Origin of the sequence: Acidovorax sp. 210-6 (assembly GCF_010020825.1) — a bacterium.
In the GTDB taxonomy this organism is placed as follows: domain Bacteria; phylum Pseudomonadota; class Gammaproteobacteria; order Burkholderiales; family Burkholderiaceae_C; genus Simplicispira; species Simplicispira sedimenti.
In genome coordinates, this window is sequence record NZ_JAACJE010000001.1 from 3707849 (window position 1) to 3723527 (window position 15679).

Consider the following 15679-nt stretch of genomic DNA (forward strand, 5'->3'; position numbering starts at 1 on the left):
GTGCGTGCTATAGGGTGGTGTCGGGTGCGAGCATACGCCGCCCCGCACGTCCGCCCGGCATGCGTGCACGCAGGCGCTGGGCCGCCTGCAAGAGCAGCGGGCCATACAGCAGCAAGGCCAGCGCGGCGCCGATCAGGGGCAGGGCCGCATAGACCCAGCCCGTGAGCCGCTCGCCCCCCAGGGCCACACCCACCAGCAGCGCCACGGCCGGGTTCACGAAGGAGTAGCTCCCCGCCAGTGCGGCCGAGGTGTTCTGCAGCAGCCACAGGTAGGCGTTGAGCGCCACCAGCGTGCCCAGGCCCAGCAGGTACACCCAGGCCAGCCAGGAGCGTGCACTCACATCGGCCAATGCACCCACGGGCTCGACCGCCAACGCCAACACCATGCCCATGGCCCCGCCGGTGAGCCATTGCGCGCCCGAGGCCATGGCCGGTGCGGGCAGCGAGAGCTTGCGCGAGGCGTAGGAGCCGATGCTCCAGCACAGCGGCGCGCCAAAAGCCAGCAGTGCGCCCAGGCCCGATGCGGAAAAGTCGCCTTCCAGCGCCAGCAGCAAGGCGCCGACCACGCCCAGGGCCAGGCCCACCCAACTGGTGGCGGGCACATGCTCGCCGCCCCAGCGTGTCCATAGCGCCAGCCACATGGGCATGGTGGTGACCACCGTGGCCATCAGGCCCGAGCCAATGCCCATCTTTTGTGCAAAGCCGATGCAGTTCATGGCCAAAAACACCATCAGCCCGCCCACCAGCGCACTGTGGCGCCACTGCGCCGCCGTGGGCAGTGCCTGGCCCTGCGCCAGCGCGACCAGCAGCATGACCACCCCGGCGCACAGGAAACGGCTCGCGTTCATGAGCAAGGGCGGCATGGTCTCCAGCGCTATGCCCAGGGCAAAGTAGGTGGTGCCCCAAACCACATAGACCAGCAACAATGCGACCGCAACCGCCAAACCACGCGAAGATTGCGCTTGTGCCCTGAAAAATGTCGGCATATCCTTCACCTGACCGGAAAATTGATGGAAACCACTCGGTTTTCGGAATTTTTACCGATTTGAGATGGCTATGCAAGCAAATATTCAGACAGATGAGATGGATGCCAGAATTATTTCGGCATTGGGCGCCGATGGCCGTCGATCGTACGCCGAGGTGGGTGCCGAGGTGGGCCTCTCGACCGCCGCCGTGCACGAGCGCGTCAAGAAGATGCTGGACAAGGGCGTGATCCGGCGCTTCTCCATCAGCGTGGACCCCGAGCGCGTGGGCCTGAACTTCACCGCCTTTGTGGCCATCCGCAATGACGGCGGCATCCACTGCCGCGACGTGGCGCCGCGCCTGCGCGCCATGCCGCAGGTGGAGGAGCTGCACAGCGTGGCCGGCGAATACGACTTCCTGGCCAAGATCCGCACCACGCACGCCCGTGCGCTGGAAGACGTGATCTACCAGATCAAGGCCATCGAAGGCGTCGCCCGCACCACCAGCACCGTGGTGCTGAACACCGAATTCGAAGACCGGCCGCTGGACCTGGGCTGGCTGTCCAAGCACGACAAGAACGTTTGACCCCCACACCATGCACCCCATCACCATCTACCACAACCCCCGCTGTGGCACCTCGCGCAACACCCTGGCGCTGCTGCGCGAGCGTGGCTTCGAGCCCGAGGTCATCGAGTACCTGCACACGCCGCCCAGCCGCGAGACCCTGCGGGCGCTGATCGCCGCCACCGGCCAGCCCACGCTGGCGCTGGTGCGCACCAAGGAAGCGCTGTTCACCGAGCTGGGCTTGGACGTGCCGGGCGTGACCGATGCGCAGCTCGTCGATGCCATGCTCGCCCACCCCATCCTGATCAACCGCCCCATCGTGGTCACCCCGCTGGGCGCGCGCCTGTGCCGCCCAGTCGAGCAGGTGCTGGAACTCCTGCCCGCGCAGGATTGAGGCCCGCACCCACCAACGCATGAACGTACCCGCACGGCACTGGGTGGTGGTGCGGCTGGGCACGGCCCAGACGCTGGCCTGGGCCTCGTCCTACTACCTGCCCGCGCTGCTGGCGCAGCCCATGGCACGGGACCTGGGCGTGGGTACCTCCACCATCTTTGCGGCGTTTTCGCTGGCGCTGGTGGTGTCCGCATTGCTGGGCCCGCTGGCGGGCCATGCCATCGACCGGCACGGTGGCCGCCCGGTGCTGCTGGGCACTAATCTGCTGTTCGCCGCCGGGCTGGGCGCGCTGGCGCTGGCGCAAGGCCCGGTGGGGTTGTTTGCGGCGTGGGCGCTCATCGGCATTGCCATGGGCTCGGGCCTTTATGAAGCGGCCTTTGCCACGCTGGTGCGGCTCTACGGTCAGGGCGCCCGGGGCGCGATCACGGGCATCACCCTGGTTGCAGGTTTCGCCAGCACGGTGGGCTGGCCGCTCACCGCCTGGATGGAGGCCACCTGGGATTGGCGCGGCGCCTGCGCGGGCTGGGCCGCGCTGCACCTGCTGCTGGGCCTGCCGCTCAACGCCTGGCTACCGCGTGCTCGCCTGCGCCCCGCGCCGCCCGCCCCTGCGCCCCCCGACCTGGCCACGCCACCGGAGGCCCCGGTGCCCCATGCGCGGCGCACGGCGCTGTTGCTGTCCTTCGTGTTCGCTGCCACCTGGTTCACCAGCACCGCCATGGCGGCCCACCTGCCGCGCCTGCTGCAGGCCCAGGGCCTGCCGCTGCAAGCGGCCGTGGCGGCCGCCGCGCTCGTGGGGCCGGCCCAGGTGGCGGCGCGGCTGCTGGAGTTTGGCCTGCTGCGCCGCATGCACCCGCTGGCATCGGCCCGGCTGGCAGCGCTGGCCCACCCCACGGGTGCGCTGCTCCTGGCCTGGGCCGGTGGTGCAGGCAGTGTGGCCTTCACGCTGCTGCACGGCGCGGGCAACGGCATCCTCACCATTGCCAAGGGCACGCTGCCCCTGGTGCTGTTCGGGTCGCTGGGCTATGGGCTGCGCCAGGGCATGCTGATGGTGCCCGCGCGCGTGGCGCAGGCATTTGCGCCCCTGCTGTTCGGCCTGCTGCTCGACCACTGGGGCACGGCCTCGGTGGCGGCCACCGCTTTGCTGGGGGTCGCCTGCGCCCTGGCGCTGTGGTGGCTCAAGCCCCCACCCCACCCTCCCGCCTGACAGATGCCTGCACACCCGTCGCTTTCACACCCCGCCCCTCGGCCACGCCTTGCCGCGCCCATCTTGGCCCTGCTGGCATGCCTGGCACTGGCGGGCTGCGCCCACACCGAGGGCGCTCTGGGCTACTACTGGCAGTCGGTGCAAGGCCATGCACGCCTGCTGCAGGCCGCGCGGCCGCTGGACGAATGGATTGCCAACGAGAGCACCCCCGCACCCCTGCGCGCGCGCCTGCAACTGGCGCAGCGGGCGCGCCACTTTGCCGTGCAGGAGCTGGGCCTGCCCGACAACGCGAGCTACCGCAGCTATGCCGACCTGGGCCGCAGCGCCGCCGTGTGGAACGTGGTGGCCGCGCCGCCCTACGCACTGGAGCTGCACCGCTGGTGCTTTCCGTTCACCGGCTGCATTGGTTACCGGGGCTACTTCCAGGAGGCAGACGCGCAGGCCGAGGGCGCACGCCTGGCTGCACAGGGGCTGGAGGTGGACGTGTATGGCGTACCCGCCTATTCCACGCTGGGCTACCTGGACTGGGCGGGCGGCGACCCGCTGCTGAACACCTTCATCGGCTGGCCCGAGGGCGAGTTTGTGCGCCTGCTGTTCCACGAACTGGCGCACCAGGTGGTGTACGCCCAGGGCGACACGCTGTTCAACGAATCCTTTGCCACCGCCGTGGAGCGCCTGGGCACCGAGCGCTGGCTGGCCACGCAGGCCCGCCCCGAGGTGCGCCAGGCCTTTGCCGCCAGCGAGGAGCGGCGCCAGTCCTTCCGCGCCCTGACGCGCGCCACGCGCGCACGGCTGGCCGAAATTTATGAGCAAAACAAGGCCCCAGCGCACGACAGTCAAGCGCTGAATGCTATGAAATCAGGAGCAATGCAGGATTTTCGCGCCCGGTACGCTGTGCTGCGCGAGCGCTGGCTGGCCCAGGGCGCGCGCGTGGAAGGCTACGACCGCTGGGTGGCCCAGGCCAACAACGCCAGCTTTGCCGCCCAGGCCGCCTACGACGCCTGGGTCCCCGCATTCGAGGCCTTGTTTGCCCAACAAGGCCAGCGCTGGGACGCGTTTTATGATGCAGTACGCCACCTGGCTGCCTTGCCGCAGGACGAGCGCCATGCGCGCCTGCAGGCCCTGCTGCCACCGCCCCACCAAGGAGACTGAACCCATGTCCGTGATCCACATCCACCGCCACCACCACCTGGGCCTGGAGGAAGCCCGCAAGGTCGCCTTCCTGTGGGCAGAACAGGCCGAGGAACAGTTCGACATGGAATGCGCTTACGAGGAAGGCGACACGCTGGACACCGTGTACTTCAGCCGCGCCGGGGTCAAGGGCACGCTGCAGGTGCAGCACGACCAGTTCGAGCTGCGCGCCGAGCTGGGCTTTCTGGTCGGCGCGTTCAAGAGCCGCATCGAGCAGGAGATTGCCGAGCAGCTCGACACCCTGCTGCACCCCGCCGGGCCGGGCAAGAAGCACAAGCACGCCACGAAAAAGAAAAAGGGCTGACGCGCCAAAGACAAAGCCCTCCGAAGAGGGCCTTGCAGGGTGCGCAGGCTGCGCGCCGCGCGGGTGTGGCGTCAGCCGCCGACTTACTTGTGGCGCTTGCCCACGTTCTTCTTGCTGCGCGTGTGCGAACCACGCTCCAGGCTCACGCGCTGGCCACGGCCAGGGGTGGGCAGCACAACGCCATTGGGCGTCTTGGGTTGGGGGGTGAACTTGCGGTCAGCTTCGGTAACGATTTTGTTGCCCATGGCGAGGTCTCTGTCGGTCAGGTTGAAAACCCCATATTAGGCCACAGACGCCCGGCGGGCACTGCTGGGGTTGTTGGCAGGCGGCTTCAGCTCAGGGATTCGATCAGGTCGATGTACTGCTGCTTGGCGTCGTCCTGCGCCGTGCCCTTGAGGTTGTTCCAGGCATCCCACTTGGCGCGGCCCACCATGTCGGAAAAGCCAGGCTTCTTCTCGGCGTTGTCGCCTGCGGTGCCCTGCTTGTACAGCGCGTAGATCTTGAGCAGCGTGGCGTTGTCGGGGCGCTCGCTGAGGTTCTTGGAGTTGGCCACGGCGGCTTCAAAGGCGGCGTTCAGGTCGGACATGCAGTGCTCCTTGGGTTGGGGTGGGGTAAGAACGGGGATGCCTTCCCCGGCAGGCGTTGTATCTTACGTTCACACTGCGGCCACAATCGCTGCATTCCTTAGACGACTGCCTCCAATCACCCAACCCAGCCCCTGCTGCCTTCGCCCATGGTGACCCGCCTATCCACCCGCACGCCTTCTGGCACTGCCACCCACACACCGTCCACGCCCGCTGCAGGCACAACCCCATCCCACGGCCTGCCCTTGCCGGACCTGGCCCTGGACGCCGCCAAGGCCGTGCAGAAGAATGTGCGCCGCGCCGCCACCGGCATGCTGGGCCTGTCCGGCGAGCGCATGAGCAAGGTGGACACCGCCTGGCTGCGCATGGATTCGCCCAGCAACCTGATGATGATCAACGGTGTGTGGACGGTCTCGCCCGGCATCACGCTGGCGGCGCTGCGCGAACGCGTGCAGGAGCGCCTGCTGCAGTACCCGCGCTTTCGCCAGCGCGTGGTGGAAGACCCGGCTGGTGCCACCTGGGTGGACGACCAGCGCTTTGACATCGACGCCCATGTGCAGGCCGCCAAGCTGCCGCGCCGCCGTGGCCAAAGCCCACAGGACGCGCTGCGCCAGTTCGTGGGCGACCTGGCCACCAAGCCGCTGGACCCCAAACGCCCGCTGTGGCATTTCTACCTCGTCGAGGACTTCACCGGCGACGATGGCCTGCCCAGCAGCGCGCTGGTGGTGCGCCTGCACCACTGCATTGCAGACGGCATTGCGCTGATTTCGGTGACCATGTCCATCGTCGATGGCGGCACCGAGCCCCCCAAGCGGCGCAAGAAGGGCCCCGGCGGCGCCGAGGACTGGATTGCCGACACGCTCATCAAGCCCTTCACCGGCATGACCGTGAAGGCCCTGGACCTGGTGGGCGAGAGCGCCGCCAAGTCCCTGCACCTGCTGCTGGACCCGGAAAAGGCCGTGCAGCACGGCCTGGCGGGCTCGGCCGATGCCGCGCGTCTGGGTTACCAACTGGTGAGCGACGCGGCATCGCTGGCCCTGATGCCCGACGACTCGCCCACCGGGCTCAAGGGCGTGCCTGGCACGCAAAAGCGTGTGGCCTGGTGCCCACCGCTGCCGCTCGATGAGGTCAAGGCCATTGGCAAGGCGCTCAACTGCTCGGTCAACGACGTGCTGCTGTCCTGCGTGGCCGGGGCCATTGGCAGCTACCTGCGCCACCAGGGCGAAGACACCGAAGGCAAGGAAATCCGCGCCATGATTCCGGTGAACCTGCGCCCCATCGAGGAGGCCTGGAAGCTGGGCAACCACTTCGGCCTGGTACCGCTGGTGCTGCCGATTGGCATCACCAACCCGGTCGAGCGCGTGTACGAAGTGCGCACCCGCATGGCGGCCCTCAAGGGCAGCACCCAGCCGCTGCTGGCCTTTGGGCTGCTGGCCGTGGCGGGCCTGCTCATCAAGCCCGCGCAGGACGCGCTGCTCAACCTCTTCAGCCGCAAGACCACGGCCGTCATGACCAACGTGCCCGGCCCGCGCGAGCCCATCTACCTGTGCGGATCGCGCGTGACGCAGTGCATGTTCTGGGTACCGCAGTCGGGCAACGTGGGGCTGGGCGTGTCCATCCTGAGCTACGGCGGCGGCGTGCAGTTCGGTGTCATCACCGACACGCAGTTGTGCCCCGAACCGCAGAAGATCATCGACGCCTTCGCGCCCGAATTTGCCGCACTCTCCACCCTCACCCTCATGCTGCCGTGGGGCGAGGAAGACTGAGCCTGCACAACGCGCTGGGCGCCTGCGCGCTGGCCTGCATGTCCCTGGCCGCGCGGGCCGAGGTGCAGGAATCCCACGCGCGGGAGCCCTACCCCGTGCACGCCCGCCCAGGACAGACGCTGCGCGAGGCGCTGAACGCGGCCACACCCATCACCTCGGGCGGCCAACGCTTTCATGGCTACACGCACTGGAACGTGCGTTGGAACTTCTGGTGGCAGCAGGACACTGCAGGCCGCTGCCGCATCACACGCGTGAGCACCCGGCTGCAGTCGCGCATCCAGATGCCCGAGCTGGCCACAGGTACGGCGGCGCAGACGGCGGCCTTTGCGCGCTACCACACCGCGCTGTACCAACATGAGCTGGGCCATGTGGAGTTTGGCCGCAAGGCCGCGCAGGCCATCGACCGCGGCATTGCCGCCCTGCCCCCCGCCCCCGATTGCCCCACGCTGGAGCAGCAGGCCAACGCCCTGGGCCAGCGCCTGCTGGCCGAGCAGGTGCAGCAGGAGCGCGAATACGACCAACGCACCCGCCACGGCGCCACCCAGGGCGCGTTACTCAACGATTGATTGCTATTATTTTAATAGCTTCTAGCGCTTTATGGACGGGCGCCAGAAGCCAAAATCACTCATAAACCCAGCCCCTGCACCGCCTGGAACAAGGCCTGGCGTGCCTGGGCAATGACCTGGCCTTTCCAGGTGTCCGTGTCGGTGTAGAAGGCGTTGCGCATGCGCGCCTTGATCTGCGCGGCCAGCGCAGCGTCGGCCTCGGGGTGGAGCTGCAGCCACTGTTCGGCGCGCAGGGCCTCGATCACTTCCATGACGGGCACGGTGCCGTACTCCAACGCAATGCCGGTGAACTCGGCCTGTGGGCATTCGTCGTAAATGGCGTTCCACATCAGGCCGGTGAGAAAGGCCGAAGTGGAGCTGCCGTCGTAGATCGAAGTGACCGGCGTGCTGCCGCCGCCGTCCCACCAGCGGCGCGCACGCGCCACGGCGCTGGCGTCGTCGCGGCCGGCGTAGATGCGCTCGCCATGGCCGCTGGGCCCCAGGCCGGTGTGCAGGTCGATCCAGCCGATGCGCCGCGCTGCGCCACCGTGCGCTCGCAGCACCTGGCGCAGGGTGCGGTGGCTCCAGGTGGGTTCGGTGCCGCCAAAGAACAGGCCCTGCGGGTAGGCATGCTGGCCGCGCGAGATGGCGGCCTGCCAGGCCGACTCGCCGTGCGTGGCCAGGTACTGCTGCACGGCCGCCTGGTTGGCCGCGCCCGGCGGCCAGGCGTCGGGGATGACAAGGTGCGCAATGGCGGCGTAGTCCGTGTTGACGGGCAGGGGCTGGCCGAAGTCCTGGAAGTTGCGGTTGAGGTCCACGTTTTCGTGCGTGACCCGGCGCAGGTGCGAGAAGCCATAGGGGTTGAGCGCATGCAGGTAGAGCACGGCCACGCCCTGCGCATGCGCCGCCGCGCGCCATTCCTGGTCATGCAGCGCGTACACCTGCACGCCGCTGCCGCAAAAGCCCTCCACGCCATGGCAGGCACTGCTGACGATCAGCAGCTTGTCGGCATCCAGCGGGCCATCACGCGCCACGTCCAATGCCAGCGCTTCGCCCTCGCTGCCGGGCAGCGGGTGCGGGTGCGACTGCACTGACAGGCCCGCCGTGACAGCGGCCTCCAGAAAGCGCGCCCTGGCCTGTGCGTAGTTGGGCGCAAAGGCCTGCACCACGCCCACTGCGCTCATGCTGCACCCCGGGGCTGTGCCAGCCATTGCTGCGCCAGGCGCACCCAGTAGGTGGCGCCCAGCGGGATCAGTGCGTCGTTGAAGTCATAGCTGGGGTTGTGCAGCGTGCACGGGCCGCCGCCGTGGCCCAGCACGCGGTGGTCGCCGTCGCCGTTGGCAATGAAGCAGTACGCGCCCGGCTTGGCCTGCAGCATGTAGGCAAAGTCTTCGGCGCCCATGGTGGGCTCCTGCGCCACCACCTTGTCGGCACCGACGATGCCCTCCATCACGCTGCGGGCAAACGCGGCTTCTGCGGCGCTGTTGATGGTGGGCGGGTAGTTGCGTTGGAAGTGGAATTCACACTGCGCCTCGTGCGCAGCGCAGGTGTGCTCGGCCACCTGCTGCATGCGCCGCTCGATCAGGTCCAGCACCTCCAGCGAGAAGGTGCGCACCGTGCCCTGCAGCTCGCAACTGTCGGGCACCACGTTGGTGGCCTCGCCCGCGTGCACCATGGTGACCGAGATCACCCCGGCATCCACCGGCTTCTTGTTGCGGCTCACGATGGTCTGGAAGCCCAGCACCATCTGGCAGGCAATGGTCACCGGGTCGATGGTGGTGTGCGGCAGGGCCGCGTGGCCACCCTTGCCGCGCACCACGATGCGGAACTCGTTGGACGAACCCATCACCGGCCCCGGACTCACGGCAAAGGTGCCCGCGGGCATGCCGGGCCAGTTGTGCATGCCGAACACGGCCTCCATGGGGAAGCGCTCGAACAGGCCGTCCTTGATCATCTCGCGCGCGCCGCCGCCGCCCTCCTCGGCGGGCTGGAAGATCAGGTACACGGTGCCGTCAAAGTCGCGGTGCTGCGCCAAGTGCTGCGCAGCGGCCAGCAGCATGGCGGTGTGGCCGTCGTGGCCGCAGGCGTGCATCTTGCCCGCGTGCTGGCTGGCGTGGGCAAAGGTGTTGAATTCCTGCATGGGCAGAGCGTCCATGTCGGCGCGCAGGCCGATGGCACGCCCACACGCGCCGCCGTCGCGCCCGTGCACGATGCCTACCACCCCGGTGGTGCCCATGCCCCGGTGGATGGGGATGCCCCATTCGGTGAGTTTGGCGGCCACCAGGTCGGCGGTGCGCTGCTCTTCAAAGCACAGTTCGGGGTGGGCATGGATGTCGCGGCGCAACTGGGCGATGGCGGCGGCCTGGGTGGCAATGGAATCAATGATTTTCATGGTGCATGTCTCCTGGCGTCTCCGGGGACCGGGGCATGGCTGCGCCCGAAATCCCGGGTGGCTGCACAGTCTATCCCCGTGCGCGGCCGACAGCCGTTGCGGGGTTTATTACCATGGCAGGCATGAGCCTTGCCGCCCCCCTGCCCCTGTCCACCGTCGTGCGCGGCGCCTGCCCGCACGACTGCCCCGACACCTGCGCCCTGCTGACCACCGTGGAGAACGGCCGCGCCGTGCGCGTGCAGGGCAACCCCGACCACCCGCACACCGGCGGCGTGCTGTGCACCAAGGTCTCGCGCTACGCCGAGCGCACGCACCACCCCGAGCGCATCCTCACGCCCATGAAGCGCAGCGGCCCCAAGGGCAGCGGCCAGTTCACGCCCGTCACCTGGGACGAGGCCCTGGCCGACATCGCCGCGCGCCTGGGCGCGATCGCCGCGCGCGACCCCCAGGCCGTCCTGCCCTACAGCTACGCCGGCACCATGGGCCTGGTGCAGGGCGAGAGCATGGACCGGCGCTTCTTCCACCGCCTGGGCGCCTCGTTCCTGGACCGCACCATCTGCGCCACGGCAGGCGGCGAGGGCCTGGTGCACACGCTGGGCGGCAAGGTGGGCATGAAGGTAGAGTTCTTTGCCGAATCCAAGCTCATCCTCATCTGGGGCAGCAACTCGATTGGCAGCAACCTGCATTTCTGGCGCATCGCGCAACAGGCCAAGCGCGACGGCGCCAAACTGGTGTGCATCGACCCGCGCAAGAGCGAAACCGCCGAAAAATGCCACGAGCACATCCAGCTCCTGCCCGGCACCGACGCGGCGCTGGCACTGGCGCTGATGCACGAGCTCATCGCCCACGGCTGGCTCGACCACGACTACATCGCGCGCCACACCGTGGGCTGGGAAAAACTGCGCGAGCGTGCCCTGCAATGGCCGCCGGAGCGCGCCGCGCAGGTGTGCGGCCTGCCGGTGGAGCAGATCCGCCAGCTCGCGCGCGACTATGGCACCACGCAGCCCGCCGCCATCCGTCTGAACTACGGCATGCAGCGCGTGCATGGCGGCGCCAACGCGGTGCGCGCCGTGGCCTGCCTGCCCGCGCTCACGGGGGCCTGGCGGCACCGCGCGGGCGGCGTGCTGCTGTCCAGCTCGGGCAGCTTCCCGGTGGACCGCACCGCACTGCAGCGCCCCGACCTGCTGGCAGGCCGCAGCCCGCGCACCATCAACATGGTGACGATTGGCGACGACCTGTTGCGCGAATCCTCGCCCGCCTTCGGCCCGCAGATCGAGGCCCTGGTGGTTTACAACAGCAACCCCGTGGCCGTGGCGCCCGAATCGGGCAAGGTGGTGCAGGGCTTCGCGCGCGAGGACCTGTTTACCGTGGTGCTGGAACATTTCCAGACCGACACCGCCGACTACGCCGACTATCTCCTGCCCGCCACCACGCAGCTGGAGCACTGGGACGTGCACCTGGCCTACGGCCACACCGACGTGCTGCTGAACCGCCCGGCGATTGCCCCCCAGGGCCAGGCACGCAGCAACGCGCGGATCTTCCGCGACCTGGCAGCGCGCATGGGCTTCACCGAGCCCTGCTTCCAGGACAGCGACGAGCAGCTCTGCCGCCAGGCCTATGGCACCAAGGTGGACTTCAACCTGCTGCTGGAACAGGGCTTCGCGCCGCTCGGAGGGCCGGAGGCGCCGTTTGCCGAGGGGGGCTTTCCCACCCCCTCAGGCAAGTGCGAGTTCTTCAGCGAGCGCCTGGCCGCGCAAGGCCTGGACGGCCTGCCCGACCATGTGCCCAACCACGAGGCGGCGGGCACCTCTGCACAGTACCCGCTGGCCATGATCTCGCCGCCGGCGCGCAACTTCCTCAACTCCACCTTCGTCAACGTGAAAAGCCTGCGCGACATCGAGGGCCGCCCGCTGCTGGAGATCCACCCGCACGACGCGGCCGCGCGCGGCATCCAGGACGGCAGCGTGGTGCGCGTGTTCAACGGCCGCGGCAGCTACCGCTGCCACGCCCATGTGAGCGAACGTGCACGGCCCGGCGTGGTCAATGGCCTGGGTATCTGGTGGCGCAAGCTCGGCATGGACGGCACCAATGTGAACCAGCTCACCAGCCAGGCGCTGACCGACCTGGGGCGCGGGCCGACGTTTTATGACTGCCTGGTGGAGGTTTCCTTGTGCCCTGCCCCGTAAGGAGGGCATCTACCAAGAATCACCCTTGTTCAACCATCGGGATGCCGGAGGTTCAGGAAATCGGAGCCCCACACATTCACGTCATAGTCCAAGACGCGTTGTGCCAGCGCCTGCATACGAAAAGCGGCCTCCTGCCCGTCCAGACTCAGTGCGTTGTGCAGGCTTTGAATCATGCTTGCCTCATCGTAGGGGTTCGTCAGCACCGCGCCCTTGAGTTCCACGGCTGCGCCCGCAAACTCGGACAACACCAGAACCCCCAATGTATCGGAGGCTGATTTTGCCGAAATGTACTCTTTGCAGACCAAGTTCAGTCCGTCGCGCAGGGGGGTGATCCAGGCGACATCTGCAGCCACATAGAACGAGACCAGTTCTTCAAAGGGGAAGGAGCGGTAGAAGTACCGCACTGGCGTCCAGTCCATGCTGGAAAAGCGGCCATTGATTCTACCCACCACTTGGTCCAGTTGCTCTCTGGTCTTTTCATAGATTTCCATGCCTGGCGCTGCCGGTGTAACGATATTGAGCATCACGACCTTGCCATGCCATTGAGGGTGCATGTCCAGCAATTTTTCAAAAGCCAGCATTTTTTCAATAGGTCCCTTGACGTAGTCCAGGCGCTCTACCGAAAGAATCACCCGCCTGCCCTTTGTTTCGGCAAGCAAGTTGCCCACCAAGGCCTGACTCTCCGTTGATTTGACGATTTTCCTGACTTTCTCATTGTCGATTCCTACCGGATGCGCCCCAACCCGCAGGACGCCCTGCGGAGTTTGAATGGCGCGTGTGATTTCCTCGACCCCCAGCGCACATCCGTAGGAAAGATAGGTCGGTGCACAACACTCTCGCTCCAGTATCTGCGTAGGAACATTGGAGCGGACAACGTCGATGAAATTTTCCACATAGCGCGGTATATGGAAACCCACATAGTCACACTTCAGCAGGCTCGACACTATTTGCCCCTTCCAAGGAAGAATATTGAAAATGTCGGCGCTGGGGAATGCCGTATGGTGGAAAAATGCAATTTTCAAATCCGGTCGGAGTTCCCGCAGATACGCAGGCATCATCCACAAGTTGTAATCGTGTATCCAGACCGTGGCGCCTTCGGCCGCAACCGCTGCCGTTCTTTCCGCAAAAAGTCTGTTTACCTCGCAAAACCGCACCCAGTGTGCTTCGATAAATGAGGCTCTCTCCGGAAAGGAAAATATGATCGGCCAGAAAGCTTCCTTGGAAAACTGCTTGTAAAAAATATTGATATCTTCCTCGGTAAGCGCCACCCGTGACGCAACCAAGTGGGGATATTTGAGCACGTCAACATAGACATCCACCTCGAAATCCTCAGGGGTTCTGCTGTCCTGCTGAGACCATGCGACCCACGCCCCTTTTTTACCCTCGGCAAAAAAACCCAACAACGTGGGCAGGATTCCATTCGGGCTGCGGGGAAGTCGGCGCAGGACATGCCCACCGTCTTGCCGGACTTCATCGAAGGGTTGGCGGTGGTAAACAATCACCAATTCCGCAGTACCCTCGGCCCTTGGGTTGCCTTCGAGAGGAGGGGCGGTTTCCAGTTTGAATCCATGGTGTCGAATGGCCTCCAGGATGCCACCCGGACCCGGCTGGCTGGCACGGAAAACCGGCAACGATGCATGGTGCGAAACCACAGCCTGGGTGAGCCCGGTTTCGGCATTACTCACAATCACGCCTTTGTAGCCCGTCTTCATGAGAGACAGGTCGTTGAGTGTGTCGCCCGCCACCAACACATTGTCCGGCGACAGGCCTTCGACCTCCAGCAATCGCCGCAGGCTGTCGCCTTTAGACACTCCTGGCGGCAGAAAATCGAGGTATTTTCCCGCCGACGTGAGTACATCCAGACCGATCGAGCGTCCAACTTCATGCACGGCAGGAAGAATCGAGGGGTCCTCATAGTAGAAAGAGCAGCGCCGCTCTTGCGGGACTTCCTGCCGCTGCAATCCCCCGATAGAAGCGACTCGACTCCAGATGACGTCATGGCCTGGCCACTTTTCAGCAATTTCCTGCTGCAGCGGCATCACTGGAGCATAAGTATCTTCCTGTCGCTTCAATATGGTGCCTCCCACATCCGCAATGATGTAATCCGGCACAGGAATCAGAGGATCGTCCAACAGGGACAAAATACTTTCATAGGCCCGTCCGGTCACAAAAATCAACAGTATCTTTTCGAAATTGTTGCGGATCAATTTGTAAAGTTCTGAAGCACCTCCACCACCTTCTGGCGGCAAAAAAGTGCCATCCAGATCCGTCGCCAATATCAATTCATGGGTAGAGCACATGTGATTCATCCTGACCTCCGCAAGAAATTCCAAAAAACGAGACACACTAGGCGATGTATTTCACACTCATGGATGGCACTGGTGGGCCCGCCTCCATGCCTTCGACGGTTGATTTCAGCCAACACTCGGAACGGTTTTTTGCAGCAAAGAAGGCACTGCTGTTGCCAGATGCAGTGTGTGTGTAGGAAATGCAAATTCGACGCCAGACTCCCGGAAGGAGCGCACCAGGGACAGATTGATTGCCTGCTGGATATCCATGTAAAGATTGAAGTCCGGATCCAGCACGTAGTAAACCGCTTCGTAATCCAGGGACGATGGCCCAAATCCCTTGAGATGCGCACGATCAAAACGGGTGGAACCCTGCGATCCGATGGCCTCTGCAATCATCCCGGGTATTTTTTCCAGACGGTCGTGGGGGGTGTCATACGTGACACCCACGGAAAACACAACACGCCGCTCCTGCATTCGCTTGTAGTTTCTGATTCGGCTTTTCAGCAGGTCATTGTTGGAAAAGATGATCTGCTCACCGCCCAGACTGCGCACACGGGTGGTTTTGAGCCCCACATGCTCAATCGTGCCCATCAAGTCGTCAACAATGACAAAATCACCAACCACAAATGGCTGATCGATAGCGATGGAGAGTGACGCAAACAGATCGCCAAGGATGTTCTGAACCGCCAAAGCCACCGCAATGCCACCAATACCCATGCTGGCCACCAATGCAGTGACGTTGAGCCCCATGTTGTCGAGCAGCAGCAGCCCGATCAATGCCCACAGAACCACTCGTCCAATGAATGCCAATATGGGGCGGGTGGTGGCTCTTGCAGCCCTGCTCGATACCTCATCGGTGGCAAGTCGCTGGCGCAAAAAGAAGTCCAGACCCCGGCTTGCCCAGAATCCAGACTGCAGGATCAACAACCCAATAAAGGCGCGATCTGCCAGCTCCTTGACGCTTTGAGGCAGCACCAATAAGTGCACCGCGACGTAGATGGCAACACCCAGTGCCAGAAAAATCCGCGTGGAACGCAATACCTCGACCAGAAAATCATCGATCTGGTTGTCTGTGGCATTTGCCGCATGTTCGAGGCGATTCAAGGCAATGCTGCGAACCAGCATCACCGTGAACATGGCTGCGGTGGCAGCCAACAGGGCGAACACCCAATCCTGCATGTTGTTGTCTGCAATAACCAGCTGAAGTGTGTTCATGGGATCCTCGTGTCGAGCAGACCCGCCGACAGTGGAAGTCGGTCGTTGCGCGATCCGGGATTCAGTCCGCATCAACGCATG

General features: G+C 65.3%; 15 protein-coding genes. 8 read left to right on the plus strand and 7 right to left on the minus strand.

From position 1 onward, the window contains the following. Nucleotides 1–7 precede the first annotated feature (7 nt). On the minus strand, nucleotides 8–985 hold the full coding sequence (locus GWK50_RS17270; protein ID WP_162017582.1) for an EamA family transporter: 978 nt from the start codon (nucleotides 983–985) through the stop codon (nucleotides 8–10). Nucleotides 986–1082: 97 nt separating this feature from the next. Between GWK50_RS17270 and GWK50_RS17275 the strand changes: the two genes are divergently transcribed. From GWK50_RS17275 to GWK50_RS17295, 5 genes are read left to right on the plus strand one after another with little or no spacing between them, the layout of a single operon-like run. Further along, on the plus strand, nucleotides 1083–1547 hold the full coding sequence (locus GWK50_RS17275) for an Lrp/AsnC family transcriptional regulator (RefSeq protein WP_162017583.1): 465 nt from the start codon (nucleotides 1083–1085) through the stop codon (nucleotides 1545–1547). A gap of 10 nt (nucleotides 1548–1557) precedes the next feature. After that, on the plus strand, nucleotides 1558–1920 hold the full coding sequence (gene arsC, locus GWK50_RS17280) for an arsenate reductase (glutaredoxin) (RefSeq protein WP_162017584.1): 363 nt from the start codon (nucleotides 1558–1560) through the stop codon (nucleotides 1918–1920). Between the two features lie 19 nt (nucleotides 1921–1939). Next, a complete protein-coding gene (locus GWK50_RS17285; protein WP_162017585.1) occupies nucleotides 1940–3124 on the plus strand; it encodes an MFS transporter in 1185 nt (394 codons plus the stop codon). Between the two features lie 3 nt (nucleotides 3125–3127). Beyond that, nucleotides 3128–4276 (plus strand): aminopeptidase, encoded by a 1149-nt coding sequence (locus tag GWK50_RS17290; RefSeq protein ID WP_162017586.1) that lies wholly within the window; start codon nucleotides 3128–3130, stop codon nucleotides 4274–4276. A 4-nt stretch (nucleotides 4277–4280) separates the two neighbouring features. Beyond that, nucleotides 4281–4619, plus strand: coding sequence for a polyhydroxyalkanoic acid system family protein (locus GWK50_RS17295; RefSeq protein WP_162017587.1), 339 nt, complete (start codon nucleotides 4281–4283; stop codon nucleotides 4617–4619). Between the two features lie 83 nt (nucleotides 4620–4702). Here GWK50_RS17295 and GWK50_RS19670 read toward each other — a convergent pair whose 3' ends face one another. After that, entirely contained in the window at nucleotides 4703–4864 is a 162-nt protein-coding gene (locus tag GWK50_RS19670) for a hypothetical protein (protein ID WP_197905031.1), read from the minus strand. 86 nt (nucleotides 4865–4950) lie between these two features. Beyond that, a complete protein-coding gene (locus GWK50_RS17300) occupies nucleotides 4951–5205 on the minus strand; it encodes an acyl-CoA-binding protein (protein WP_162017588.1) in 255 nt (84 codons plus the stop codon). A gap of 309 nt (nucleotides 5206–5514) precedes the next feature. On the opposite strand from GWK50_RS17300, the gene GWK50_RS17305 reads away from it, so the two are divergent. After that, complete coding sequence (locus GWK50_RS17305; RefSeq protein WP_197905073.1) at nucleotides 5515–6969, plus strand: wax ester/triacylglycerol synthase family O-acyltransferase; 1455 nt, start codon at nucleotides 5515–5517, stop codon at nucleotides 6967–6969. Then, entirely contained in the window at nucleotides 6951–7535 is a 585-nt protein-coding gene (locus GWK50_RS17310; RefSeq protein ID WP_242455424.1) for a DUF922 domain-containing protein, read from the plus strand. Before GWK50_RS17305 ends, GWK50_RS17310 begins: the two co-directional genes overlap by 19 nt. A 59-nt stretch (nucleotides 7536–7594) precedes the next feature. Here the strand turns inward: GWK50_RS17310 and GWK50_RS17315 are convergent, their stop codons facing one another. Together GWK50_RS17315 and GWK50_RS17320 are read right to left on the minus strand one after the other, a co-directional pair. Beyond that, a complete protein-coding gene (locus GWK50_RS17315; RefSeq protein ID WP_162017590.1) occupies nucleotides 7595–8698 on the minus strand; it encodes a M14 family metallopeptidase in 1104 nt (367 codons plus the stop codon). Continuing rightward, on the minus strand, nucleotides 8695–9906 hold the full coding sequence (locus tag GWK50_RS17320; RefSeq protein WP_162017591.1) for a M20 aminoacylase family protein: 1212 nt from the start codon (nucleotides 9904–9906) through the stop codon (nucleotides 8695–8697). Before GWK50_RS17320 ends, GWK50_RS17315 begins: the two co-directional genes overlap by 4 nt. A gap of 122 nt (nucleotides 9907–10028) precedes the next feature. On the opposite strand from GWK50_RS17320, the gene GWK50_RS17325 reads away from it, so the two are divergent. Next, nucleotides 10029–12092, plus strand: a complete 2064-nt coding sequence (locus GWK50_RS17325; RefSeq protein WP_162017592.1) for a molybdopterin oxidoreductase family protein — start codon at nucleotides 10029–10031, stop codon at nucleotides 12090–12092. A 29-nt stretch (nucleotides 12093–12121) separates the two neighbouring features. Here GWK50_RS17325 and ggpS read toward each other — a convergent pair whose 3' ends face one another. Both ggpS and GWK50_RS17335 read right to left on the minus strand, forming a co-directional pair. After that, nucleotides 12122–14392, minus strand: a complete 2271-nt coding sequence (gene ggpS / locus GWK50_RS17330; RefSeq protein WP_197905032.1) for a glucosylglycerol-phosphate synthase — start codon at nucleotides 14390–14392, stop codon at nucleotides 12122–12124. Between the two features lie 114 nt (nucleotides 14393–14506). Beyond that, entirely contained in the window at nucleotides 14507–15598 is a 1092-nt protein-coding gene (locus GWK50_RS17335) for a mechanosensitive ion channel family protein (protein WP_162017593.1), read from the minus strand. Nucleotides 15599–15679 lie beyond the last annotated feature (81 nt).

Excerpts from the sequence above, each read along its gene's own strand:
- GWK50_RS17270 (WP_162017582.1), bottom strand. The coding sequence starts at position 985 with ATGCCGACATTTTTCAGGGCACAAGCGCAATCTTCGCGTGGTTTGGCG.
- GWK50_RS17275 (WP_162017583.1), top strand. The coding sequence starts at position 1,083 with ATGGATGCCAGAATTATTTCGGCATTGGGCGCCGATGGCCGTCGATCG.
- arsC (WP_162017584.1), top strand. The coding sequence starts at position 1,558 with ATGCACCCCATCACCATCTACCACAACCCCCGCTGTGGCACCTCGCGC.
- GWK50_RS17285 (WP_162017585.1), top strand. The coding sequence starts at position 1,940 with ATGAACGTACCCGCACGGCACTGGGTGGTGGTGCGGCTGGGCACGGCC.
- GWK50_RS17290 (WP_162017586.1), top strand. The coding sequence starts at position 3,128 with ATGCCTGCACACCCGTCGCTTTCACACCCCGCCCCTCGGCCACGCCTT.
- GWK50_RS17295 (WP_162017587.1), top strand. The coding sequence starts at position 4,281 with ATGTCCGTGATCCACATCCACCGCCACCACCACCTGGGCCTGGAGGAA.
- GWK50_RS19670 (WP_197905031.1), bottom strand. The coding sequence starts at position 4,864 with ATGGGCAACAAAATCGTTACCGAAGCTGACCGCAAGTTCACCCCCCAA.
- GWK50_RS17300 (WP_162017588.1), bottom strand. The coding sequence starts at position 5,205 with ATGTCCGACCTGAACGCCGCCTTTGAAGCCGCCGTGGCCAACTCCAAG.
- GWK50_RS17305 (WP_197905073.1), top strand. The coding sequence starts at position 5,515 with ATGCTGGGCCTGTCCGGCGAGCGCATGAGCAAGGTGGACACCGCCTGG.
- GWK50_RS17315 (WP_162017590.1), bottom strand. The coding sequence starts at position 8,698 with ATGAGCGCAGTGGGCGTGGTGCAGGCCTTTGCGCCCAACTACGCACAG.
- GWK50_RS17320 (WP_162017591.1), bottom strand. The coding sequence starts at position 9,906 with ATGAAAATCATTGATTCCATTGCCACCCAGGCCGCCGCCATCGCCCAG.
- GWK50_RS17325 (WP_162017592.1), top strand. The coding sequence starts at position 10,029 with ATGAGCCTTGCCGCCCCCCTGCCCCTGTCCACCGTCGTGCGCGGCGCC.
- ggpS (WP_197905032.1), bottom strand. The coding sequence starts at position 14,392 with ATGTGCTCTACCCATGAATTGATATTGGCGACGGATCTGGATGGCACT.
- GWK50_RS17335 (WP_162017593.1), bottom strand. The coding sequence starts at position 15,598 with ATGAACACACTTCAGCTGGTTATTGCAGACAACAACATGCAGGATTGG.